The organism is Nonomuraea sp. NPDC050383, assembly GCF_044459125.1.
Lineage (GTDB): Bacteria > Actinomycetota > Actinomycetes > Streptosporangiales > Streptosporangiaceae > Nonomuraea.
In genome coordinates this window covers 69722-92775 of the sequence record NZ_JBITIP010000021.1, presented here as the reverse complement: position 1 = coordinate 92775, position 23054 = coordinate 69722, and the positions used below count along the sequence as shown (strand labels likewise).

Annotated in this window: 21 protein-coding genes and 1 pseudogene; 12 read left to right on the top strand and 10 right to left on the bottom strand. The window is 73.1% G+C overall.

Annotated elements, in window-relative coordinates; translation table 11 throughout:
- Positions 1-34 precede the first annotated feature (34 nt).
- Together secG and ACIBG4_RS35985 are read left to right on the top strand one after the other, a co-directional pair.
- Positions 35-265 (top strand): preprotein translocase subunit SecG, encoded by a 231-nt coding sequence (gene secG / locus ACIBG4_RS35990; RefSeq protein ID WP_310708919.1) that lies wholly within the window; start codon positions 35-37, stop codon positions 263-265.
- Between the two features lie 66 nt (positions 266-331).
- Complete coding sequence (locus ACIBG4_RS35985) at positions 332-676, top strand: RNA polymerase-binding protein RbpA (protein WP_310708920.1); 345 nt, start codon at positions 332-334, stop codon at positions 674-676.
- A 128-nt stretch (positions 677-804) separates the two neighbouring features.
- Here the strand turns inward: ACIBG4_RS35985 and ACIBG4_RS35980 are convergent, their stop codons facing one another.
- Entirely contained in the window at positions 805-2418 is a 1614-nt protein-coding gene (locus tag ACIBG4_RS35980; RefSeq protein ID WP_397206225.1) for an amidohydrolase, read from the bottom strand.
- Positions 2419-2589: 171 nt separating this feature from the next.
- On the opposite strand from ACIBG4_RS35980, the gene ACIBG4_RS35975 reads away from it, so the two are divergent.
- Entirely contained in the window at positions 2590-3612 is a 1023-nt protein-coding gene (locus tag ACIBG4_RS35975; protein ID WP_310708922.1) for a GNAT family N-acetyltransferase, read from the top strand.
- 213 nt (positions 3613-3825) lie between these two features.
- Here ACIBG4_RS35975 and ACIBG4_RS35970 read toward each other — a convergent pair.
- A pseudogene (locus ACIBG4_RS35970) lies at positions 3826-4251 on the bottom strand (Clp protease N-terminal domain-containing protein); the annotation flags it as partial.
- 73 nt (positions 4252-4324) lie between these two features.
- Between ACIBG4_RS35970 and ACIBG4_RS35965 the strand changes: the two are divergent.
- The 4 genes from ACIBG4_RS35965 to add all read left to right on the top strand — a co-directional run bounded on the left by ACIBG4_RS35965 (position 4325) and on the right by add (position 8077).
- Complete coding sequence (locus ACIBG4_RS35965) at positions 4325-5227, top strand: hypothetical protein (protein WP_397206222.1); 903 nt, start codon at positions 4325-4327, stop codon at positions 5225-5227.
- 97 nt (positions 5228-5324) lie between these two features.
- Positions 5325-6194 (top strand): oxidoreductase, encoded by an 870-nt coding sequence (locus ACIBG4_RS35960; RefSeq protein WP_397206220.1) that lies wholly within the window; start codon positions 5325-5327, stop codon positions 6192-6194.
- A gap of 65 nt (positions 6195-6259) precedes the next feature.
- Entirely contained in the window at positions 6260-6880 is a 621-nt protein-coding gene (locus ACIBG4_RS35955; protein ID WP_397206218.1) for a TetR/AcrR family transcriptional regulator, read from the top strand.
- A gap of 72 nt (positions 6881-6952) precedes the next feature.
- Positions 6953-8077 carry an adenosine deaminase gene (gene add, locus ACIBG4_RS35950; RefSeq protein ID WP_397206216.1) on the top strand — a complete coding sequence of 375 codons (1125 nt, stop codon included), beginning with the start codon at positions 6953-6955 and terminating at the stop codon, positions 8075-8077.
- Positions 8078-8092: 15 nt separating this feature from the next.
- Here the strand turns inward: add and pgl are convergent, their stop codons facing one another.
- The 5 genes from pgl to tkt form a co-directional block, all read right to left on the bottom strand.
- Positions 8093-8866: a 6-phosphogluconolactonase gene (gene pgl / locus ACIBG4_RS35945; protein ID WP_310708927.1), complete on the bottom strand. Its 774-nt coding sequence runs from the start codon at positions 8864-8866 to the stop codon at positions 8093-8095.
- Positions 8867-9068: 202 nt separating this feature from the next.
- A complete protein-coding gene (locus ACIBG4_RS35940) occupies positions 9069-9983 on the bottom strand; it encodes a glucose-6-phosphate dehydrogenase assembly protein OpcA (protein WP_355446077.1) in 915 nt (304 codons plus the stop codon).
- Complete coding sequence (gene zwf, locus ACIBG4_RS35935) at positions 9983-11662, bottom strand: glucose-6-phosphate dehydrogenase (RefSeq protein ID WP_310708929.1); 1680 nt, start codon at positions 11660-11662, stop codon at positions 9983-9985. Before zwf ends, ACIBG4_RS35940 begins: the two co-directional genes overlap by 1 nt.
- Positions 11663-11762: 100 nt before the next feature.
- Positions 11763-12854, bottom strand: coding sequence for a transaldolase (tal, locus tag ACIBG4_RS35930; RefSeq protein ID WP_397206213.1), 1092 nt, complete (start codon positions 12852-12854; stop codon positions 11763-11765).
- Between the two features lie 2 nt (positions 12855-12856).
- Positions 12857-14887 carry a transketolase gene (gene tkt, locus ACIBG4_RS35925; RefSeq protein ID WP_397206276.1) on the bottom strand — a complete coding sequence of 677 codons (2031 nt, stop codon included), beginning with the start codon at positions 14885-14887 and terminating at the stop codon, positions 12857-12859.
- Positions 14888-15268: 381 nt separating this feature from the next.
- On the opposite strand from tkt, the gene ACIBG4_RS35920 reads away from it, so the two are divergent.
- Complete coding sequence (locus tag ACIBG4_RS35920; RefSeq protein ID WP_397206211.1) at positions 15269-16225, top strand: heme o synthase; 957 nt, start codon at positions 15269-15271, stop codon at positions 16223-16225.
- A 76-nt stretch (positions 16226-16301) separates the two neighbouring features.
- Positions 16302-17453, top strand: coding sequence for a PrsW family intramembrane metalloprotease (locus ACIBG4_RS35915; protein WP_310708932.1), 1152 nt, complete (start codon positions 16302-16304; stop codon positions 17451-17453).
- Here ACIBG4_RS35915 and ACIBG4_RS35910 read toward each other — a convergent pair.
- Both ACIBG4_RS35910 and ACIBG4_RS35905 read right to left on the bottom strand, forming a co-directional pair.
- Entirely contained in the window at positions 17425-18150 is a 726-nt protein-coding gene (locus tag ACIBG4_RS35910) for a vancomycin high temperature exclusion protein (RefSeq protein ID WP_397206209.1), read from the bottom strand. The genes ACIBG4_RS35915 and ACIBG4_RS35910 overlap by 29 nt on opposite strands.
- 62 nt (positions 18151-18212) lie before the next feature.
- On the bottom strand, positions 18213-19199 hold the full coding sequence (locus ACIBG4_RS35905) for a heme A synthase (protein WP_397206207.1): 987 nt from the start codon (positions 19197-19199) through the stop codon (positions 18213-18215).
- Positions 19200-19337: 138 nt separating this feature from the next.
- Here ACIBG4_RS35905 and ACIBG4_RS35900 point away from each other — a divergent pair, with 138 nt between their 5' ends.
- The 3 genes from ACIBG4_RS35900 to ACIBG4_RS35890 are packed head-to-tail and all read left to right on the top strand — an operon-like array spanning position 19338 to position 22083.
- The gene (locus ACIBG4_RS35900) at positions 19338-20348 is read left to right on the top strand and encodes a proline racemase family protein (protein ID WP_397206205.1); all 1011 of its coding nucleotides are present in this window, start codon (positions 19338-19340) and stop codon (positions 20346-20348) included.
- Between the two features lie 21 nt (positions 20349-20369).
- Positions 20370-21383, top strand: a complete 1014-nt coding sequence (locus tag ACIBG4_RS35895; protein WP_397206203.1) for an ornithine cyclodeaminase family protein — start codon at positions 20370-20372, stop codon at positions 21381-21383.
- Between the two features lie 4 nt (positions 21384-21387).
- Positions 21388-22083: a GntR family transcriptional regulator gene (locus ACIBG4_RS35890; RefSeq protein WP_397206201.1), complete on the top strand. Its 696-nt coding sequence runs from the start codon at positions 21388-21390 to the stop codon at positions 22081-22083.
- 42 nt (positions 22084-22125) lie between these two features.
- Here ACIBG4_RS35890 and ACIBG4_RS35885 read toward each other — a convergent pair whose 3' ends face one another.
- Positions 22126-23034 carry an EamA family transporter gene (locus ACIBG4_RS35885; RefSeq protein ID WP_397206199.1) on the bottom strand — a complete coding sequence of 303 codons (909 nt, stop codon included), beginning with the start codon at positions 23032-23034 and terminating at the stop codon, positions 22126-22128.
- Positions 23035-23054: the final 20 nt, after the last annotated feature.

Here is a 23054-nt window from a genome sequence, read left to right as displayed (position 1 = left end):
ACGCGTCACAGAGCACTGAAGGAACAGGCATACCGTGGAAATCGGAATCTCCATCGCCCTCATCCTGGCGAGCTGTCTCATGGTCCTGCTCGTGCTGCTCCACAAGGGCAAGGGTGGCGGTCTGTCGGACATGTTCGGCGGAGGTTTCTCGTCGAGTTTCGGCGGCTCGTCCGTGGTGGAGCGCAACCTTGACCGGCTGACGGTCATCACGGGCGTGATCTGGTTCGTCTGCATCATCGCGCTCGGCCTGCTGCTGAAGCCGTAGCGATTCGGCGCGTGACAGTGATTCTCCCCCCGTGTCCCGCGGGGCGATCGAGCGAGGAGTTCATCCGTGGGTAGTGGCAACGCGATCCGTGGCAGCCGTGTCGGCGCCGGCCCGATGGGGGAGGCCGAGCGCGGTGAGGCAGCTCCGAGAGTGCGGGTCTCGTTCTGGTGCGCGAACATGCACGAGACGCGCCCCAGCTTCGCCAGTGACGCGGCGGTCCCCGAGACCTGGGACTGCCCGCGCTGCGGCCTCCCGGCAGGACAGGACGAGCAGGCCCCGCCTGCCCCGCCCAAGAACGAGCCGTACAAGACGCACCTGGCCTACGTGAAGGAGCGCAGGAGCGACAAGGACGGCAAGGCCATCCTCGAGGAGGCGCTCGAGCGCCTGCGCAACAACAGGTCCCCCTGGTAGTCCCGCTACGGTGACGAGCGGCTCCGCCTGCGGGGCCGGCAGGGCGGGACATCACGTCCGCGCGGCATGACGTGCCTCGAAGGGCCCCGGCAGCACGCCGGGGCCCTTCGGCGTGAGAACCCTCTGGTTCAGGAGCCCGCTCGCCGGTACACCTGCTCGCCGTCCACGAACGTCCGGGCCACCCGGGTCGTCCAGATCTCCTCGGCGGGCAGCGCGAACGGGTCGCGGTCGAGCACGACGAGGTCCGCCGGGCGGCCCGGCTCGATCACCCCGGCGGGGGAGCGGTTGATCCAGGCCGACCCGGCCGTGTACGCGGTCATCGCCGTGGCCAGGTCGAGGCGCTGTCCCGGCAGGAACGGCGTCCCCGCGGTCGGGTAGCCGGCGTGCACCGAGCCGCCCGGCTCCGTGCGGTTGACCGCGACGTGCATGCCCTGCAGCGGGTCGGCGTCCGACACGGGCCAGTCGCTGCCCGCGCAGAACCGGGTGCCGTGCGCCAGCAGGTCGGCGAACGGGTACTGCCACGACGAGCGCGGCTCGCCCAGGAACGGCAGCGTCAGCTCGTCCATCTGGGCGTGGTGCGTGGCCCACAGCGGCTGCAGGTTGGCCGCGACGCCGAGCCGGGCGAAGCGCGGCACGTCGGACGGCTCGATGATCTGCAGGTGCGCGATGTGGTGCCGGTTGGCCGAGTCGGTGCCCTCGAAGCTGTCGAGCGCCTCGCGCACCGCCCGCTCGCCGATGGCGTGAAAGTGCACCTGGAAGCCGAGCCGGTCCAGCTCGGCGACGTACTCCTTGAGCTTGCCGGGGTCCACGTACGACAGGCCCGTGCCACCGCACAGGCAGTACGGCTCCAGCGTGGCGGCGGTGAAGTTCTCGGTGATGCCGTCCTGCATGATCTTGACGGAGGTGGCGGCGAACCGCTCCAGGCCCTCGGCGGAGGCCCGCCGCTCGACCAGCTCCGCGATCTGGTCGGCGCCGCGCGTGCGGTCCCACCACAGCGCGCCCACCACGCGCGCCCGCAGCGTGCCGGAGCGGGCCGCCGACAGGTAGGTGGGGAGCTGGTCGTCCGAGCCCGCGTAGGAGCCGACGATCGCGTCCTGCCAGCCGGTGATGCCGAGGGAGAACAGGTGCCGCTGGGCGTCGGCCAGCGCCGCGTCGAGGTCGGCGGCGGTCGGGCGGGGGGTGAGCAGGCCCACGAGGTCCATCGCCCCCTCGTGCAGCACGCCGCTGGGGGTGCCGTCGGCGTCGCGCTCGATGCGGCCGTCGGCCGGGTCGGGCGTGTCGCGGGTGACGCCCGCCAGCTCCAGGGCGCGGGTGCTGACCCAGGCCGCGTGATGGTCGCGCTGGATCAGGTAGACGGGGCGGTCGACGAAGTCGAGCTGGGTGCGGTGGGGGAGGCCGCCCGGGAAGGCGGACATGTCCCAGCCGCCCCCGTCGATCCACTCCTTGTCCTGATTTTGCGCGGCATAGTCGGAGATCTTGGCTCGATACGCGTCGAGTCCGTACACCTCGGACAGGTCGCACTTCGAGCGCTCCAGCCCCGCCTGCACCGGGTGGATGTGCGCGTCCGTGAACCCGGGCGTCAGCAGGCCGCCCTCCAGGTCCACGGTCTCGTGGAGACCCGCCTCACGGGCCAGGTCGCGCTCGGCGCCGACGGCGGCGACGACCCCGTCACGCACCAGCACGGCCTCAGCGAACCCGCCGGTCGCGGTGAACACCCGCCCGCCTCGGAACAGCGTCGTCATCGGCCCTCCCCGGCCCGTCCGCCTCGGAGGCGTCCGGGACGGCCTCCGCCAACAATCGTCAAAACCGGCAAGACCGGCGAAACCAGAACATGTGCGTTCATAGGCGCATATCTTGCTACATGAAACGCGACGGTAGCGGCTGTGTAACAGGGCCCCGTCATGCTGATGCCCATGGGATTCTTGCGCATCCGCACCACGGTGGACGAGCGGCCGGGACGACTCGCCTCACTGGCCGCCGCCCTGGCCGACAGGGGCGGCAACATCCTGGGCCTGAGCGTCCAGTCCGACGCAGACGGCACGGTGGACGAGTTCGTCGCCGACATCCCCGCCGGCCCCGAGACCGTGCGCGAGGCCCTGGAGGCGGCCGGTGGCCGCCGCGTCCAGGTCGTCCCGGCGACCGCGCACGAGCTGACTGACGAGCCCACCCGGGCCCTGCTGCTGGCCTCCCGGCTGCGCTCCATGCCGTGGCGCCTGCCCGAGCTGCTGGCCGAGCTGCTGCGCGCGGACGACGCCCGGTGGATCTATGGTGAGGCCGTGAGTGATCTTCCCGACCCCACCCAGCTCGTCGTGCCCGTGGCGCCCCGCCGCGCCGTACGGCTGCGCCGCGCCGAGCTGCCGTTCACGCTCACCGAGGCCGCCCGCGCCGCCTCCTTCGCCCGGCTGGCCCAGCCGCCGGCGGAGCAGGGCTCCGGGGACCGCTCCGTGAAGCTGGCCGAGGGCGTCGAGGTCGCCATCCGCCCGCTCACCTCCATCTACCGTGAGGCCGTCCGCGACCTGCACGACAGGTGCTCGCCCGAGGCCCGCCGGTTCCGCTACTTCACCTCGATGCCGGCGCTGCCGCCGCGCATGTTCGACACGCTGTGCGACCGCAGCCGCGGCCACTCGCTCGTGGGCGGCCACGACGGGCAGGTCGTGGCCATGGCCAACCTGATGTTCACCTCCGACCCCGGCATCGCCGAGATGGCCTTCCTGGTCGAGGACCGCTGGCAGGGGCGCGGTCTGGGCTCGGCGATGGCCAGGGCGCTGATCCGGGCGGCGCGCGACCTCGGGTACGCCGAGGTGCGGGCGACCATGCTCTCGGACAACGTCCGCATGCGGCGGCTCATGCTGTCGCTCGGCGCCTCGATCACCTACACCGAGGACCCGGGCGTGCTGGAGTCGCGGCTGCCCGTGGGCGCGATGGTCTCAACCTGACCCCTCGGCGCGGGGCTCCTCGCCGGCATCCTCGCCGGGCACCTCGGTGGGGCCACCGGCGGGGGGCTCGCCGGTGTCCCCGGGCGCGCGGGGGATGCCGAGATGGCGCTCGATGCGCTCCAGGCTCTCCTCGATCCGCGTCAGCCGCTCGGCCACCGCCGGGCCGCCCGTCGGGTAGTACTCCTCGCCCGGCCTGTCCCTCGGCCCCGCCGTGATCAGCGTGATGACGCGGTCCCGTACCTGCTGCAGGGGCGCCCCCGCGGCCACGAGCGCCTGCGACGCCAGCCCCTCCCCCTCCCGCACGAGGCCGAGCAGGATGTGCTCCGTGCCGATGTAGTGGTGCCGGAGCTGGAGCGCCTCCCGCAACGACAGCTCCAGCACCTTCTTGGCCCGCGGAGTGAACGGGATGTGCCCGGTGGGCCCCTTGGCGCCGCGCCCCACCTCCTGCTCCACGAACCGGCGCACCGGCCCCAGCTCCACCCCGCAGCTCGCGAGCGCCCGCGCCGCGACGTCGTCGCCCTCGTGCAGGATGCCGAGCAGGATGTGCTCGGTGCCGATGTAGTGGTGGTTCAGCATGCGCGCCTCTTCCTGGGCGAGGACGACCACCTTGCGCGCGCGATCGGTGAAACGCTCGAACACGAGGAGACTCCGTTCGGCTGGCCTTGCCTCCACTATGCGCTACAAACCCGGTCATGTGGGGTATCTCACTGGTGTGGATCTTGACGAGGTGGCCGACCGCCTCTATGGCCTGCCGCCGTCCGAGTTCACCGCCGCGCGCGCCGCCGAGGCCCGGGCGGCCAAGGACGCGGGCGACGTACGGCTGTCGCGCGAGATCGGGCGCCTGCGCAAGCCCACGGTCTCGGCGTGGGCCGTGAACCGGGCTGTGCGCGAGCACGCGGACGATCTGCGCGAGCTGCTGGCGGTGGGGGAGGAGCTGCGGCGGGCCTGGGAGGCGCACGACGCGGGCGCGCTCACCGAGGTCACCCGGCGGCGCGGCGCGGTCTCGGAGCGGGTCGCCCGGCTGGTCAAGGAGGACGCCGGGCTGTCGGCGGCCGCCGCGGCGGAGGTGGACCGGACGCTGGACGCCGCCGTGGTGGACGAGGGCGCGGCGGACGAGGTGCGGCGGGGGCGCCTGGTCCGGCCCCTGGAGTACAGCGGCTTCGCCCCGGCCCCGGCTCCCGCCGCTCGCCCGGCGCCGGCGGCCGGCGCCGGGTCGCCGGAGGCGTCCGGCGAGGGCCGCGCGGACCGCAGGAGACAGGAAGGGGAACGGGCGGACCGGGAGGCGCCCGAAGAGAGCCGGGCGGACCGCAGGGCGCCCGAAGAGAGCCGGGCGGAGCGTAAGGCGGCGGCCGAGGAGCGGGCCAGGCAGCAGGCCGAGGCGCGGGCCGCGCGGGAGGCGCGCAAGGCGCAGGAGCGGGTCGAGGCGGAGGCGGCCTACCTGGAGTGGCGCGACGCGCTGGCCGAGGCCGTACGGGAGCACGACAAGCGCGCGGAGAAGGTGGCGCGGCTGGAGCGCAAGCTGACCAAGGCGCAGAAGCGGCTGCGGGAGAGCGAGCAGCGGCTGGAGGTCGCCCGCCGCGAGGAGCGCCATGCCCGCCACCGCCTGGAGAGCTGAGGCCGCGGTGCCGCGCCGGGTTCCCGGGAAGATCGCGCGCGCGGACGTGGCGGGTTATGGTGTACGAAACGGTTCCGTACACCTCTCTGGAGTGGCGATGACACCCTGGACCCCCGCCGACATGCCCGCCCTGGACGGCCGGACGGCGATCGTCACCGGCGCCAACAGCGGCATCGGCCTGCCCACCGTGCTGGAGCTCGCCCGCCACGGCGCCCGCGTGATCGCCACCGCGCGGTCCGAGGCGAAGGGGGAGGAGGCCGTGGCCGCCGTCCGGCGCGCCGTGCCCGGCGCCCGCGTCGAGCGGGCCCTGCTCGACCTCGCCGATCTGGCCTCGGTGCGCGCGTTCGCCGAGGGCGTGGACGAAGTGGACCTGCTGATCAACAACGCCGGCGTCGGCATGACGCCCCGCAGCCTGACGAAGGACGGGTTCGAGCTGCAGTTCGGCACCAACCACCTGGGCCACTTCGCGCTGACCGGGCTGCTCCTGCCGAAGCTGCTCGCCCGCCCGGGCGCCCGCGTGGTGACCGTCTCCAGCGACGCCCACAGCCGCGGCCGGCTCGACTTCGACGACCTCACCCTGGAGCGCGGCTACGGCCGGATGAGCGCCTACGGCCGTTCCAAGCTGGCCAACCTCCTGTTCGCCCTGGAGCTCCAGCGGCGCGCTGAGCGGGCCCAGGCGGACCTCAAGAGCGTGGCCACGCATCCGGGTGCCACAGCGACGAACATCGTCAAGGTGGGGCCGCTCAAGCCCCTCCTGGGGCTGTTCCTGCTGAGCCCCGAGACCGGCGCGCTGCCGTCCCTGTACGCCGCCACCTCGCCGGACATCCGCGGCGGCGAGTTCGTCGGCCCGAAGCTGCGCCTCCTCACCCCGTCCGCCGACGCCGCTTCCGAGGAGCTCGCCGCGCGCCTCTGGGACGTGTCCACCGAACTCACCGGCGTACGATTCGATCGGCTCGCCGCTCGGTGACGCCGTGAGCACCTGACGAACGCCGCCGGGCAGGACCCGGCCGGGCAGGACCGGAGGACGTGTACGTGGCCCCACTCGACCCCGGGCGCGAGAGGGCCATCCTCGACGCCACGCTGGAGCTGCTGTCGGAGATGGGCTACGACCGGATGTCGGTCGACCAGATCGCCAGGCGCGCCAGGGCCAGCAAGGCCACGATCTACCGGCGCTGGGCGGGCAAGCCCGAGCTGGTGGTGGACGTCATCTGCCGCCGCTTCGACGCGGACGCGCCGCGCCCCTGCGACACGGGCTCGCTCCGGGGCGACCTGGCCGAGCTCCTGCGGGGACTGTGCGAGACGGCCGAGCGCAAGCACACGCTCATCATGGGCCTGTCCTCGACGCTGGTCTCGCACCAGGAGCTGGCGAGGACGCTGCGCGCGCACATGCTGAGCAGGGACTTCCACGGTGTGGAGGCCCTGCTGGAGCGGGCCCGGGAGCGCGGTGAGCCGGCCGGGCAGCCGGCGGGCGGGCCGATGAAGGGGCCGCCGCGCGCGGTGGAGGCCGCCCGGCTCGCCGGCGTCGCGGAGGCCCTGGTGTGGCATCGCCTGATCTTCGTCGGGCCGCCGCTGGATGAGGCGTTCGTGGAGGAGTCGGTCCGCGAGGTGCTGTTGCCGCTGGTCCGGGCCTGGGTCGCCGCACCGGCCGAGTAAATCTAACGTGTTTGTGTGAGATTTGGGCTCCACATCTGTTCCGGGGCAAAGGATCGTCCTAGGGTCGGCGCCATGACCACCGACGCCTCCATCACCGACACCACGGGCGCCTCCACCACGGGTGCGCCCGTCGCCGGCTCCTCCGGCGACGCCGCGCTCGACGCGTTCATCGACGCGCTGCCCAAGGTCGAGCTGCACGTCCACCTCATCGGCTCCGCGTCCGTACCCACGGTCCTGGAGCTGGCGCGCCGCCACCCCGGCAGCGGTGTCCCGACGGACGAGGAGGAGCTGCGCGCCTTCTACACCTTCACCGACTTCCCGCACTTCGCGCGCGTCTACCGCGCCGTCAACGCGCTCGTGCGCGAGCCCGGGGACGTCGCCACCCTGGTGCTCGGGCTGGCCCGCGACCTCGCCGCGCAGGGCGCCCGCTACGCCGAGCTCCAGGTCACCCCGTACGCCCACCACATGGTCGGCATGCCGCGGCGCGAGGTCACCGAGGCCCTCGACCTGGCCGCCCGCCGCGCCCCGGAGGAGTACGGCGTGGAGATGGCGTACATCTTCGACATCCCCGGCGAGTACGGCGTCGAGGCCGCGGAGATCACCATCGCCCACGCCCTGGAAGAACCTCCCGCTGCTTTGGTAGGTTTCGGGCTGGGCGGCATCGAGCAGGAGCGCGTCCGTTATCGCGACGCGATCCGCGACGCGTTCACCGCCGCCCGCAACGCCGGCCTGCACAGCGTCCCGCACGGCGGCGAGATGACCGGACCGGAGACCATCTGGGAGGTCATCGAGGGGCTCGGCGCCGAGCGCGTCGGCCACGGCATCTCCTGCCTCGGGGACGAGCGGCTCGTGGCCCACCTGCGCGAGACGCGGCTGCCGCTCGACGTCTGCCCCACCTCGAACGTGTGCACCGGGCAGGTGGCCCGCATCGAGGACCACCCGCTGCCGCGGCTGCTGGAGGAGGGACTGTTCGTGACCCTCAACAGTGACGACCCGCCGATGTTCGCCACCACGCTGGCGGGGGAGTACCGGACCGCGGCGCGGGTCTTCGGCCTCGGCCGTGGGGAGCTGGCCGAGCTGGCCCGCAACGGCGTGACCGCCTCCTACCTCGCCCCCGAGCGCAAGCGGGAGCTCCTGACCGAGATCGGCGCGCTGGAGGCCGGGCAGGCGGGCCCGGTCACGGCCGGGCCCGCCTGACGAGATCAGGGAGCCTCAGGGGGAGGCGAGCCGGCCGAGGCCGGGCGGGATCTTGCCGGCGGCCGTGCGGTCCAGCAGGAACAGCGTGCGCGACCGCCCCCGGGCCCCCGCCGCCGGCACCTGCACCGGGCCGGAGTCGGACAGCGCCAGCCGCACCGCGGCGGACTTCTCCGCCCCGGCCGCGATCACCCACACCTCGCGCGAGGCCTGGATCGCCGGCAGCGTCAGCGAGATCCGGGTGGGCGGCGGCTTGGGGGAGCCGTGCACCGCCACCGCCGGGCGCGTGTCGTACAGCGCGGGCATGCCCGGGAACAGCGAGGCCACGTGCGCGTCGGGCCCCATGCCGAGCAGCGTCACGTCGAACGACGGCGACGGCCCGTGGTCCTCCGGGCGGGCCGCCTTGGCCAGCTCGGTGGCGTAGGCGTCGGCCGACTCCTCCGCCGTCAGCCCCGAGTCGGGGCCGAGCATGACGTGGACCCGCTCCGGATCGACGTCGACGTGGTCGAGCAGGGCCCGCCGGGCGCCCGTCTCGTTGCGCTCGGGGTCGCCGTCGGGCAGGAAACGCTCGTCACCCCACCAGATGTCGAGGCGGCGCCAGTCGACGGCGTCGCGCGCGGGCGTGCCCGCGATGGCCGCCAGCGTGGCGATGCCGACCGTGCCTCCGGTCAGCACGAGCGACGCGGTGCCCTTGGCGGACTGGGCGTCGACGAGGCGGGTGATGATCCGCGCGGCCACGGCCTTGGCCAGGATGTCGGCGTCGCGGTGGACGACTACGGTTGGAACGCTCACGGGACCAGTCTTCCACCCCCGCGACCACGACCACGCCACGGCCGTCCCCGCGCGGCGGCTGGGAGTCGCGTCAGCGCCGGGATAGCCGACGGCCGGACGCCCGAAGAGCCGCCGGCAGGGCGAGCGAGAGCCGGGAGCGCGAAACGGCCGGGCGCCCGGGAGGGGCACCCGGCCGTCACACCGTCTTCCTGACGCCGGGGCGTCAGGACTTGTACGAGCGGGCCAGCCGTTTGACGGCCGCCTCGTAGATCTCGTCGGAGTCGAGCCGCCGCAGCTCCTCGGCCAGCAGCTCGGGGGTCTGCCGGCGCGACAGCGCCACGTTCCGGTCCGGCTGCCCCGGCCGCGACAGCGTCGCCAGCCGGGCGTCGGCGCGGGCCACCGACAGGTCGCCCTCGGGCGTCGACAGCCGTACGGAGGTCAGGCCGGGACCGGCCGACTCCGCGACCTTCACCGTGGCGCCCAGCCGCTCCGACAGCCAGGCCGCCAGCAGCGGCGCGCTCGGGTTGCCCGCGGCCGCCTCCACCACGCCCTTGCGGACCTTGCCGACCGGCTGGTCGAAGGCGGCCGCCAGCAGGCTCCGCCACGGCGTCAGCCGGGCCCAGGCCAGGTCGGTGTCGCCCGGCGCGTAGCCCTTGGCCCGCGTCGCCAGCGTCCTGACGCCGCCGTCGGCGATGGCGCGGGCGTCGGTGATGCGCCGCTGGGCGAGCATCCCGATCGGGTCCTTGGACGGCACGTCCGGCGCCGTCCCGGGCCACCACACCACCACCGGCGTGTCCGGCAGCAGCAGCGGGCTCACGACCGAATCGGCGTGGTCGGTCAGCTCGCCGTACAGGCGCAGCACGACCACCTCGCCCGGCGTGGACTCGCCGATGCGCAGCTCCGCGTCGAGGCGGGTGGCCTCGTCGGTCTCCCGGTTGATCACCACGAGGATGCGCGACGGGTGCTCGCGGGCCGCCTCCGTGGCCGCCCGCAGCGAGTCGTACTGGTCACGCTCCTCGCAGACCACCACCAGCGTCAGCACCATGCCGATGGCGGGCGCGCCCATCTGGTGACGCAGCATGGTGAGCTGGTTGGAGATCTTCCCGGCCGTCGTGTCGCTCAGCATGAACGTCGTCATCAGAGCCTCCTCCACACGCGGCCGTCACGCGCCATCATCTCGTCGGCCGCCGGCGGACCCCACGAGCCCGACGGGTACGGCTCCGGCTGGCCCTGCGTGGCCCAGAACTCCTCGATCGGGTCGAGGATCTTCCACGACAGCTCGACCTCGCGCTGGTGCGGGAAGAGCGGCGGGTCGCCGATCATCACGTCCAGCAGCAGCCGCTCGTACGCCTCGGGGGACGACTCCATGAACGACTCGCCGTAGGCGAAGTCCATGGACACGTCGCGCACCTCCATGGCCGTGCCCGGCACCTTCGAGCCGAACCGCACCGTGATGCCCTCGTCCGGCTGCACCCGGATGACGAGCGCGTTCTGCCCGAGGATCTCGGTGTCGTCCTTGGAGAAGGGCAGGTGCGGCGCCCGCTGGAACACCACGGCCACCTCGGTCACCCGCCGGCCGAGCCGCTTGCCGGTCCGCAGGTAGAACGGCACGCCAGCCCAGCGCCGGTTGGCGATCTCCAGCTTGACGGCGGCGTACGTCTCGGTGACGGACTCGGGCGAGATGCCGTCCTCCTCCAGGTAGCCGACGACCTTCTGGCCGCCCTGCCAGCCGGCGGCGTACTGCCCGCGCGCCGTGTTGGCCGCCAGGTCGGCCGGCAGCCGGACCGCCTTGAACACCTTCTCCTTCTCCCGCCGCAGCGACTGCGCCTCGAAGGACGTGGGGTCCTCCATGGCGACCAGGGCGAGGAGCTGGAGCAGGTGGTTCTGGATCACGTCGCGGGCCGCGCCGATGCCGTCGTAGTAGCCGGCCCGGCCGCCGATGCCGATGTCCTCGGCCATCGTGATCTGCACGTGGTCGACGAAGCTGCGGTTCCAGATCGGCTCGTAGAGGTTGTTGGCGAACCTCAGGGCCATGATGTTCTGGACCGTCTCCTTGCCCAGGTAGTGGTCGATCCGGAAGATCGAGCTCTCCGGGAAGGCGGAGGTGGTGATCTCGTTCAGCTCGTGGGCCGACTGCAGGTCGTGCCCGAAGGGCTTCTCGATGACCACGCGCCGCCACGATCCGGGCGGGGCGTCCGACAGGCCGGTCCGCTTGAGCTGCTCCACCACCACGGGGAAGAACTTCGGCGGCACCGACAGGTAGAAGGCATAGTTGCCGCCCGTGCCGCGGGTCTCGTCGATCTCCTTGAGCGCCATGGCCAGCGCGTCGAAGGCGCCGTCGTCGGAGAAGTCGCCGGGCACGAAGTGGATGCCCTCGCGGATCTGCTTCCAGACCTCCTCGCGGAACGGCGTCCGCGCGTGCTCCTTGACGGCGTCGTGCGTGAGCTGGGCGAAGTCCTGGTTCTTCCAGTCGCGCCGGGCGAAGCCGACCAGGGAGAAGCCGGGCGGCAGCAGCCCCCGGTTGCCCAGGTCGTAGATCGCCGGCAGCAGCTTGCGCTTGGCCAGGTCTCCCGTCACGCCGAACAGCACCATGACGCACGGCCCCGCCACCCGCGGCAGCCGCTTGTCGTGCGGGTCGCGCAGCGGGTTGGCCGCCGCCGCCTCGATCGTGGTGGACGTGCCCGCGGCCGAGGTCGCCGCGGCCGAGGCCGAGGCCCGGACCGAGCCGGCCGCCGGCCGGGCGGCTCCCTGGATCACGCCGTCGACCGTGCTCTCCACAGCCTGCGCCTCCTCCGCGGGCGCCTGCGGATCTGTCATCTCAAGCCTCCTGTGCTACCGCGGGCGGTGCTCCGCCGCAGGAGGCGGCGCACCGCGGCCGCCTCCTCGCGGTCGTTGACGTCCATCGAAGGACCGGGCATCAGGGGACCAGGTTCTTGGTGACGCTCTCGAGCAGCTCGTTCCAGGACGCCTCGAACTTCTCGACGCCCTCCTCCTCGAGCACCCGGACGACGTCGTCGTAGTCGACCCCGGCCTCCTTGAGCGCGGCCATGGTGTTCCACGACTGCTCGTAGTACGGGCGGACGGTGTCGCCGGAGACCTGGCCGTGGTCGGCGGTCGCGTCGAGCGTCTTCTCCGGCATCGTGTTGACCGTGCCCGGCGCGACGAGCTGGTCGACGTACATGGTGTCGGAGTACTCGGGGTTCTTGACGCCGGTCGAGGCCCACAGCGGGCGCTGCGGGCGCGCGCCGGCCGCGCGCAGCCGCTGCCAGCGCTCCGAGGCCATGACGTCCTCGAACGCCGCGTACGCCAGACGCGCGTTGGCGATGCCGGCCTTGCCCTTGAGCTCCGGCTTGCCGAGCTGGTCGAGCCGCTTGTCGATCTCGGTGTCGACGCGGCTGACGAAGAACGACGCCACCGACTCGATCGTGGCCAGGTTGAGGCCCTTGGCCTGCGCGGCCTCCAGGCCGGCCAGCCAGGCCTCCATGACGGCGCGGTAGCGCTCCAGCGAGAAGATCAGCGTGACGTTGACGCTGATGCCCTCGCCGATGGCCTGCGTGATCGCGGGCAGGCCCTCCAGCGTCGCCGGGATCTTGATGAACAGGTTGGGCCGGTCCACCAGCCACCACAGCGCGCGCGCCTCGGCGACGGTCTTGTCGGTGTCACGCGCCAGGCGCGGGTCCACCTCCAGCGAGACGCGCCCGTCGGAGCCGCCCGTGGCGTCGTAGACGGGGCGCAGCACGTCGGCCGCCCAGCGGATGTCGTACGTGGTGATGGCGCGGACGGCCTCGCCCACGTCGACGCCGCGCACGGCCAGGTCGTGCATCTGTGTGTCATAGGCGTCGCCCTTGCTGAGGGCGCTGGCGAAGATCGTGGGGTTGGAGGTCACGCCGACCACGTTCTTCTCGCGGATCACCTGCTCGAGGTTGCCCGTGCGCAGCCGCTCGCGGCTGATGTCGTCGAGCCAGATGGACACGCCCTGGCCCGACAGCTTGTTGAGGATCTCGCTCATCTTCAGTTTCCCGTCGTCTCACCCTTGTCCTGGCCCAGCTTGGCCAGGCTGGACTTGGCCGCCGCCGCCACACGCTCGGCCGTCAGCCCGAACTGCTCGTACAGCGTCCTGTACGGCGCGGAGGCGCCGAAGTGTTCGAGGCTCACCACTTCCCCCGCCTCGCCGACGAACTCGCGCCAGCCCAGGGCGACGCCCGCCTCGACCGCGACGCGGGCCTTGACGTCCGACGGCAGCACGCTCTGCCTGTACGCGGAGTCCTGCCCGTGGAACCATTCGACACACGGCATCGACACGACCCGCGTCGGGATGCCCTGGGACTCCAGCAGGTCGCGGCCGCCCATGGCCACCTCGACCTCGCTGCCGGTGGCGATGAGGATCACCCTCGGCTGCCCGTCGGACGCCTCACGCAGGACGTAGCCGCCGCGGGCGACGCCGTCGGCGCTGGTGCCCTCGAAGACGGGGAGGTTCTGCCGGGTCAGCGCCAGCGCGGCCGGCCGGTCGGTGTGCTCCAGCACCGCCTTCCAGGCGTAGGCCGTCTCGTTGGCGTCGCCGGGACGGACCACGTCGAGGCCGGGGATCGCGCGCAGCGCCCACAGGTGCTCGATCGGCTGGTGCGTCGGGCCGTCCTCGCCGAGGCCGATCGAGTCGTGCGTCCACACGTACGTGACCGGCAGCTTCATCAGCGCGGCGAGCCGCACCGACGGGCGCATGTAGTCGGAGAAGACGAGGAACGTGCCGCCGTAGGGGCGGGTGCCGCCGTGCAGGGCGATGCCGTTGAGGATGGCGCCCATGCCGTGCTCGCGGATGCCGAAGTGCAGCGTGCGGCCGTAGCGGTTACCGGGGAAGTCCTTGGTCTGGTACTCCTCCGGGATGAACGACGGCTCGCCCTTCATCGTGGTGAGGTTGGACTCGGCCAGGTCGGCCGAGCCGCCCCACAGCTCCGGCAGCACCGGCGCCAGCGAGCTCAGCACCTCGCCGGACGCCTTGCGGGTCGCCATCGAGGCGCCCTTCTCGAACTGCGGCAGCGCCTGCGCCCAGCCGGCGGGCAGCTCGCGGGCGGAGATGCGGTCGAGCTCGGCCGCGCGCTCCGGGTTGGCCTCGCGCCAGGCGTCGTAGGACTTCTGCCAGGCGGCGCGCGCCTCGTGACCGCGCCGGGCCACCCCGCGGGCGTGCTCCAGCACCTCGGCGGGCACGTCGAAGCTCTTGTCGGGGTCCATGCCCAGCACCCGCTTGGTGGCGGCGACCTCCTCGGCGCCGAGCGCGGAGCCGTGGATCTTGCCGGTGTTCTGCTTGTTGGGCGCGGGCCAGCCGATGATCGTGCGCAGCCGGATGAACGTCGGCCGGTCCGTCTCGGCGCGGGAGGCCTCCAGCGCCGCGTGCAGCGCCTGCACGTCCTCGACGTAGTCGCCGGTCTCGGTCCAGTCGACGCTCAGCGTCTGCCAGCCGTACGCCTCGTAACGCTTGACGACGTCCTCGGACTTGGCGATGAGGGTGTCGTCCTCGATCGAGATGTGGTTGTCGTCGTAGACGACCGTCAGGTTGCCCAGCTTCTGGTGACCGGCGAGCGCGCTGACCTCGTGGCTGATGCCCTCCTCGATGTCGCCGTCGCTGACGAAGCACCAGATGTGGTGGTCGAACGGCGAGGCGCCGGGGGCGGCGTCCGGGTCGAACAGGCCGCGCTCGCGGCGGGCGGCCATGGCCATGCCCACGGCGTTGCCGAGGCCCTGGCCCAGCGGGCCCGTCGTGGTCTCCACGCCGAGCGTGTGGCCGTGCTCCGGGTGGCCGGGGGTGAGGCTGTCCCACTGGCGCAGCCGCTCCAGGTCGCCCAGCGAGAGACCGTAACCCGACAGGTAGAGCTGGATGTACAGCGTCAGGCTCGAATGACCGCAGGACAGCACGAATCGGTCACGACCGATCCAGCTCGGGTCCGTCGGGTCGTGGCGCATCGTACGCTGGAAAAGCAGGTATGCGGCGGGTGCCAGGCTCATGGCGGTGCCGGGGTGGCCCGAGCCCGCCTTCTCCACTGCGTCCATGGCCAGGGCTCGAACGACGTCGACCGCCTTCTTGTCGAGGTCGGTCCATTCGAGGGCTGGCACGAGTTCGGTGCTCAAGTGCTCGATCTCCGGAATCTAGTTGTCATTGGTGGATGGTGCCGGTCTGGCATATCCCGCCCACACCGGACCCTAACCGAGTGGGGGAGGCGAAGCTTCCCCACTCCCTCCCATGCATGCTCCGTACATGTTCCGTCAGTGATCCGTGCGCCGGCGGCGCGTGGCCCGAGCCCCCCATTGGCCGGACCGGCCGACCCTGCGACTACAGTTTTGGTTGTTGTCCGCAGGGCCGCCACGGCGCCCCGTCCACGGATCCGCTCTAATCAGAGGTTACGCGTTGACTCCGCACGTGCTGGAAGCGCCTTGACGGTGCTGACGAACAGGCAGGCGACGGCCCCCGCTCCGGCGGAGGATGCGCCGCGCCCGAGCGGCCGCTCGATCGGCATGATCGTCAAGGCCTACATCGCCTTGACCAAGCCGCGGATCATCGAGCTGCTGCTCATCACCACGCTGCCGGTGATGTTCCTGGCCGCCGGAGGGCTGCCACCGCTGTGGACGTCGGTCGCGGTGATGGTGTTCGGCACCCTGTCGGCGGGCAGCGCCAACGCCCTGAACTGCTACGTCGACCGTGACATCGACCAGAAGATGCGCCGCACCCGGCGCCGCCCGCTGGCCCGTCACCAGGTCTCCCCACGGGGCGCCCTGATCTTCGGCATCGTGCTCGGCATCCTGTCCACGCTGGGGCTGTGGCTGTCGACCAACTTGCTGGCCGCCGCACTGAACACGGGCGCGATCCTGTTCTACGTGCTCGTCTACTCGATGATCCTCAAGCGGCGCACCGCCCAGAACATCGTGTGGGGCGGCATCGCCGGCTGCATGCCCGTGCTGATCGGCTGGTCCGGCATCACCGACCGGCTCGACTGGGCGCCGCTGGTGCTGTTCGGCGTGGTGTTCTTCTGGACGCCGCCGCACACCTGGACGCTGGCCATGCGCTACAAGGAGGACTACGCGGCGGCCGAGGTGCCCATGCTGCCCGTCGTGGCCACCGAGCGCCGGGTGATCCTGGAGTCGATCGCCTACACCTGGGCGACCGTGCTGTGCTCGCTGGCGCTGTGGCCGGTGGCCGGCACCACGCTGTTCTACCCCGTCGTGGCCGCCGTCCTCGGCGTCATGTGCCTGTGGGAGGTGCACCGCCTGCTGGCCCGGCTCAACGCCGGCAAGACGGGGGTGGCGCTGCGGCCCATGCGCTTCTTCCACTGGTCCAACGCCTACCTCGCGCTGCTCTTCCTCGCCGTCGCGATCGACCCGCTGCTGTCCTGAGCGACGGTCGTGCGGGGCCGTCCCGGGGCAGGTCCCCGCGCGGGACACCTGCCCTGTGATCCGTTAAAGTCACCGTATGACGTCCCGTGATCCACGCTGGGTGTTGAAGGACCGCCCGTCGTTCGCGTTGATCACCGGGCTGGTCGTCACCGGCATCTGCGCCCTCGTCTCGTTCTCCTTCGACGTGATCAACGGGGCGCCCGTGCAGTTCTTCATCGCGCTCGTGCTGGCCCTCGCGCCCGTGCCGCTGCTGCTGGCCGCCGTGCTGGCGCTCGACCGGATGGAGCCCGAGCCGCGCAGCAACCTGGTCTTCGCCTTCGCCTGGGGCGCCGGCGTCGCCGTGCTGGTCGCCGGCCTGATCAACTCGCTCAACCTGCACTACATCATCGACACGGCCAACCTGTCCGCGGCCAGCGCCCGCAACCTCACCGCCACCTTCGGCGCCCCCGTGGTCGAGGAGACCATGAAGGGCCTGGTGCTGCTCGGGCTGCTCAGGTTCCGGCGGGCCGAGCTCGACGGGCCCACCGACGGCGTCATCTACGCCAGCATGGTGGGCCTCGGCTTCGCGATGAGCGAGAACGTCAGCTACTACGTCCAGGCGCTCAACTCCGAGGCCGGCGGCGTCGGCCTGGCCGTCACCGTGGTGCTGCGCGGGGTGCTGTCGCCGTTCGCGCACCCCTTGTTCACCTCGATGATCGGGGTCGCGGTCGCCTACGCCGCCCAGCGGCACGGGCCCGAGCGGGTGTTCTACATCCTGGCCGGCTGGACCGGGGCCATGGTCCTGCACGGCCTGTGGAACGGGATGGTGTCCTACGGCGGGCTGGCCGGCCTGGTCGTCGCGTACGCGACGCTGCTGGTGGTGCTGGCCGTGCTGATCGCGGTGGTCTTCCGCGACCGGCGGCGCATCGTCGCGCTCCTGCAGCGCTACCTGCCGCCGTACGAGCCGACGCGGCTGGTCGACGCGGCCGACATCCGCATGCTGTCCGCGCTGCCCCGCCGGCGCAAGGCCCGGCAGTGGGCCAGGGCCTACGGCGGCAAGCGGGGGCTGCGGGCCATGCGCGACTACCAGCTCGCCGCCACCGAGCTGGGCCTGCTGCACGAGCGGGCCGCCCGCCACGTCGTCGACGAGCAGGCCTTCCACGAGGAGCAGCGGGCCCTGCTGGAGATCATGAGCATGTCCCGCGCGCGCTTCCCGTCGGTCAGCGGGAGCGCGCCAGGATCGTGGTGAGCGACGTCTCCCGCGGCCCGGGGAAGACCGGGTCGGAGTGGAGCAGCAGGGCGTCGGCGAGCCCCTTGGCGGTCGCCGCGAGCTCCCGGGTGGCGTAGACGTAGGTGGTGGCGGCCCACTGGCGGGTCGAGTCCTCGCCCACGCCGAACGTCTCCAGGCCCGCCGCCCGGCACAGCGAGACCGCGCGGGGCAGGTGGAAGGCCTGGGTCACCACGGTCACCCGGGCGGCGCCGAACACCCGGCGGGCCCGTACGCAGGAGTCCCAGGTGTCGAAGCCGGCGTAGTCCAGCACCATGACGTCGTCCGGCACCCCGTGGGCGCGCAGGTAGGCGGCCATCGCCGACGGCTCGTCGTAGTCCTTCCTGCTGTTGTCGCCCGACAGCAGGACGGCCTTGACCTTGCCCGTGCGGTACAGCCGGGCGGCGATGTCGAGCCGGCCGGCCAGCATGCCGGTGGGCCTGCCCTGGTACAGGCCGGCGCCGAGCACGAGCGCGGTCTCGGCGGCGGGCACCCGCGCCTCCCAGCCCGGGGCGCCGGCCACCGCGCGGTGCGGCGCGCTGCCGTGCCAGGCCCAGGTCATCGGGGCCAGCGCGAGCACGCTGGCCAGCACCGACCCCTGGTAGGCCCGCCGCAGCGTCTTCCGGGAGGGGCGGCGCAGTCGCGAGGACTTCCAGAAGGAGCGGACGAACTGCCGCAAAACGGAACCTCACATCGGTGGGGGAGTGGCCGACTTCTCACCCCATACCCTGGCATAACCGATCAGTGGACGGCGGCCACTTCGGTGGGGGAGGGGGCGGGCGCCTTCTCGACCGGGCCGCGCACGCGCAGGGCGGTGACGGCACGCAGCGCGAAGATCCACACCAGGGTAGCGCCGAGGACGTGCAGCCCCACCAGGAACGCGGGCACGGCGAGGAAGTACTGGACGTAGCCGATCACGCCCTGGAGCAGCTCGATGCCGAGCAGGGCCAGCGCCGCCCGGCGGGCCGTGCGAGGCGCGTCGGTGACGTGCAGCGCGAACGCCAGCGCGAAGGAGAGCCCCACCACCAGGTAGGCGATGTCCGCGTGCAGCCGCACCACGCTCTCGATGTCGAGGTCGAAGCGCGAGGCCAGGACGTCGCCCGAGTGCGGGCCCGTGCCGGTCACGACCACCCCGGCCAGCAGGAGGACGGACACCGCGGCGATCAGGACGTGGCCGAGCCGGCGGATGTCGCGGTGGACCACCCGCCGGATCGGGCCGTCGCCCTCGCGGGTGCGCTGGTAGAGCATCCAGCACGCGGCGACCAGCGCGATCGAGATGAGGAAGTGCACGGCCACCGTGAACGGGTTGAGCATGGACCTGACCACCAGGCCGCCCCACAGGGCCTGCGCCAGCACGCCCAGCGGCTGGAGCAGGGCCAGCCCGAGCAGCGAGCGGCGGCGCGGCGCCAGCCGCAGCGCCGACAGCACGCAGGCCACCCCCACGGCCAGCACGAGGAACGTGACCAGCCGGTTGCCGAACTCGACGAGCATGTTGGCCATCGCGACCTCGGGATGCGGCACCGGCACGAAGCTGTCGGGTGTGCACCTCGGCCAGGTCGGGCAGCCGAGGCCGGAGCCGGTGACGCGCACCGCGGCGCCGCTCACGGTGATGCCGGCGTTGGCCGCCACGGACGCCAGCGCCCACGCCCGGAACGACGCCGCCGTGGGCGCCCAGGGCGACAGCAGGCTCCGGACGAGGGGGTTCGGGTGGTCCGTGGGTACCTTCACGTCATCGATGGTATGGGCCGTACCGGCCGGTCCCGTCACCGGGGAACGCCCTTCTCAAGCCGGGCGGTATGTGACACATTACTGACGACGCAGCAGCCCGCGCAGGAGCGCTCCGAGCCCCGGTCTGGAGGACTGGTCATGACCCATCGCCGGCCAGGGCAGGGCGAGAACGGCGTGGTCACCACGGTCGACTACCACACCGGCGGCGAGCCGTTCCGCGTCGTCACCGGCGGCGGGCCGGAGATCCCCGGCGCGACCGTGCTCGACCGCCGCGAGCACGCGCGCCGCCCCGGCGGCGAGGCCGACCGGCTGCGGCGGCTGCTCTGCCACGAGCCGCGCGGCCACGCCGACATGTACGGCTGCTTCCTCGTCCCTCCGGACGACCCGGGGGCCCACCTCGGGGCGCTGTTCTGGCACAAGGACGGCTTCTCCACCGCCTGCGGGCACGGCACGATCGCGCTCGGCGTCCACGCCGTCCGCGAGGGCCTGGTGCCCGCCGCGCCCGACGGGGAGACCGACGTCGTGGTGGACGTGCCGTCGGGGCGCGTCACCGCCCGGGTCCGCCGCGCGGCCGGGCGGATCGTGGCCGTCACGTTCGTCGGCGTCCCGTCGTTCGTGCTCGCCCGCGGCGTCCCCGCGGACGGCACCCGCGTGGACCTCGCCTACGGCGGCGCCGTCTACGCCAGCCTGCCGGCCCGCGCCGCCGGGCTGGAGGCGCGGCCCGAGCACCTGACCGAGCTGATCGCCCGCGCCCGCCGGATCAAGCGGGCGCTGGAGGGGCACCCGGCCACGCGGCACCCCGAGGACCAGCGGCTGTCCGGCGTCTACGGCGTGATCTTCCATGACGACCTGCCCGGCGAGGACGGCCACGTCCGCCAGCGCAACGTCACCGTCTTCGCCGACGGCGAGGTGGACCGCTCGCCGTGCGGCTCCGGCACGGCCGCGCGCCTGGCGCTGCTGCACGACGACGGCGTCCGCGAGCCGCTGATCCACGACAGCGTCGTGGGCTCCACCTTCCGGGCCCGCGTCGCCCGGGTCACGGGGGAGGGGGTGGTGCCGGAGGTCGAGGGAATGGCGTACCGCACCGGCCGGCACGCCTTCGAGCTGGATCCGGACGACCCGCTCGGCACCGGGTTCGTGCTGAGGTGACGCGTGCAGGATGATCCGAGCATGGACCCCCGGCCCGGTCCCGCCCCGCGGAGTCCGGGCCCGTCCGCTGCGGCGCTGCCCTACCTCGACGCCGGCACGCTGCGACGGCTGGTGCCCGTCGCGCGGGCGGTGGGCATCCTGGAGGACGCGCTGCGGGCGGGGCTGGACCCCGAGGACACGCCCCTGCGCACCGCCGCGGACCTGCCCGGCGGCCAGCTTCTGCTGATGCCCGCCGCCGCGGGGCGGTACGCGGGGGTCAAGGCCGTCACCGTCGCCCCGGGCAACGCGGAGCGCGGGCTGCCCCGCATCCAGGGGACGTACCTGCTGTTCGAGGGCGGCACCCTGACGCCGCTGGCCGCCCTCGACGGGGTCGCGCTCACCTCGCTGCGCACCCCGGCCGTCTCCGCGCTGGCCGTGCGCCATCTGGCCGAGCCGGACGCGCGCGACCTGCTGGTGTTCGGCACGGGGCCGCAGGCGTACGGGCACGTCGAGGCGTTCGCCGCGGTACGCCCCGTCGAGACCGTCACCGTCGCCGGCCGCGACCCCGCCCGCGCCGAGGCGCTGGCCGCCCACTGCCGTGAGCTGGGCCTGCGCGCCCGCGCGCTGCCCGTGACGGGCTCCGGCCCGGAGCCGGGCGCGCTGCGCGAGGCGCTCTGCCGGGCCGACCTCGTCGCCTGCTGCACCACCGCCAGGCTGCCGCTGTTCCCCGGCGCCCTGCCCCGCGACGGCGCCACCGTCGTCGCCGTCGGCTCCCACGAGCCCGACGCCCGCGAGCTCGACGACGAGCTCGTCGCCCGCGCCACCGTGGTCGTCGAGGCCCGCTCCTCCGCCCTGGCCGAGGCGGGGGACGTGATGGCGCCGATCCGCCACGGTACGATCACCACTGGTCATCTCGCCGGAAACCTCGCCGAGCTGATCGCCGGCCGGGTCGCCCCGGGTCCCGGGCCCCGCGTCTTCAAGAGCACGGGCATGGCGTGGGAGGACCTGGTGGTGGCGGCCGCCGCGTACGAGGCGTGGGACGTAGCGAAGGGATGAGCGCATGGGCGCGGAGCACCGGCTCGACCTGCCGGCCGTCGGAGAGCGGCAGAGCCTGCGCGAGCAGGTGGCCCACGCGCTGCGCGCGGCGCTGGTCACGGGCGAGATGCGCCCCGGGGTGGTCTACTCCGCGCCCGCGCTGGCGCAGCAGTTCGGCGTCTCGGCCACGCCCGTCCGCGAGGCGATGCTCGACCTGGCCAAGGAGGGCCTCGTCGAGGCCGTGCGCAACAAGGGCTTCCGCGTCGCCGAGCTGTCCGCCCGTGACCTGGACGAGCTGACCGAGCTGCGGCGGCTGATCGAGGTGCCGACCGTGACGCGGCTGGCCGGCGGCGCCCCCGCCACGGGCTTCGCCCGGCTCCGGCCGCTGGCCGAGGAGATCGTCGCGGCCGCCGAGCGGGGCGACCTGCTCGCGTACGTGGACGCGGACCTGCGCTTCCACGTGGAGCTGCTGGCCCTGTCGGGCAACTCTCGCCTGGTGTCGATCGTCACGGACCTGCGCACCCGCGCCCGCCTGTACGGGCTGTCGACGCTGCCGGGCGACAAGCTGGCCGGGTCGGCGCGCGAGCACCTGGCCCTGCTCGACGCGCTGGAGGCCGGCGACCGCGACGCGGTGGGGCACATCATGGCCGAGCACATCGGCCACGTCCGCGGCATCTGGGCCGGCCCCGAGCAGACCGGGCCCGAGCCTGCCGGCGCCTAGAACAACGCCCTGGAAGGCCCTGGAGTGTCCGGGAGGGCGGGCTCAGCGGGAGCGGGTCGCGCCCAGGCTCGCCGCCACGATGCAGGCGATGGCCGCCCACTGCTGCATGTGCAGCACCTCGCCCAGCACCACCAGCCCGATCATCGCCGCCACGGCCGGCTCCAGGCTCATGAGGATGCCGAACACGTGCTTGGGCATCCGGCGCAGCGCCTGCAGCTCCAGCGAGTACGGGATCACCGACGACAGCAGCCCCACCCCGAGCCCGATGAGCACCAGCTCGGGCTGGAGCAGGTCGGCACCGCCCGTCACGACGCCCACCGGCGCCACCACCACGGCCGAGACGATCATCGCGAACGACAGCCCCGACGTCCCGGGGAAGCGCCGCCCCGCCGCGGCCGACAGCACGATGTAGGCCGCCCAGCAGACGCCGGCCACCAGGGCGAACCCGATGCCGGCCCAGCTCACGCTCTGCGACTGGCCCCACGGCGCGAGCAGCACCACGCCCAGCCCGGCCAGCCCGACCCACAGCAGGTCCAGCCGCCGCCGCGAGGCGGCCACGGCCACGCCGAGCGGGCCGAGGAACTCGATCGCCACCGCGATCCCCATCGGCAGCCGCGACAGCGCCTCGTAGAACGACAGGTTCATCAGGCCGAGCGTCGCGCCGAAGCCGAGCCCGACCGCCCAGTGGCGCCAGGACATCCCCCGGAGCTTCGGCCGGGCCACCGCGCCCATGATGATCGCGCCCGCCGTGATCCGCAGGAACACCACCGCGCTCGGCGGCAGCGCCGCGAACAGCTCCTTGGCGAACCCCGCGCCGAGCTGCACGGAGAAGATCGCCAGCAGGACGAGCCCCGACGGCGGCATGGAGTCGGCCGCCGAGCGCAGGAGACTTCCCGGCCGCGGTACTCCTGACCTGCGGTCGAAGGGGTCGTCGAGGGCGAAGGCGGTCACGGTACTCCTCGGGGAGCTGG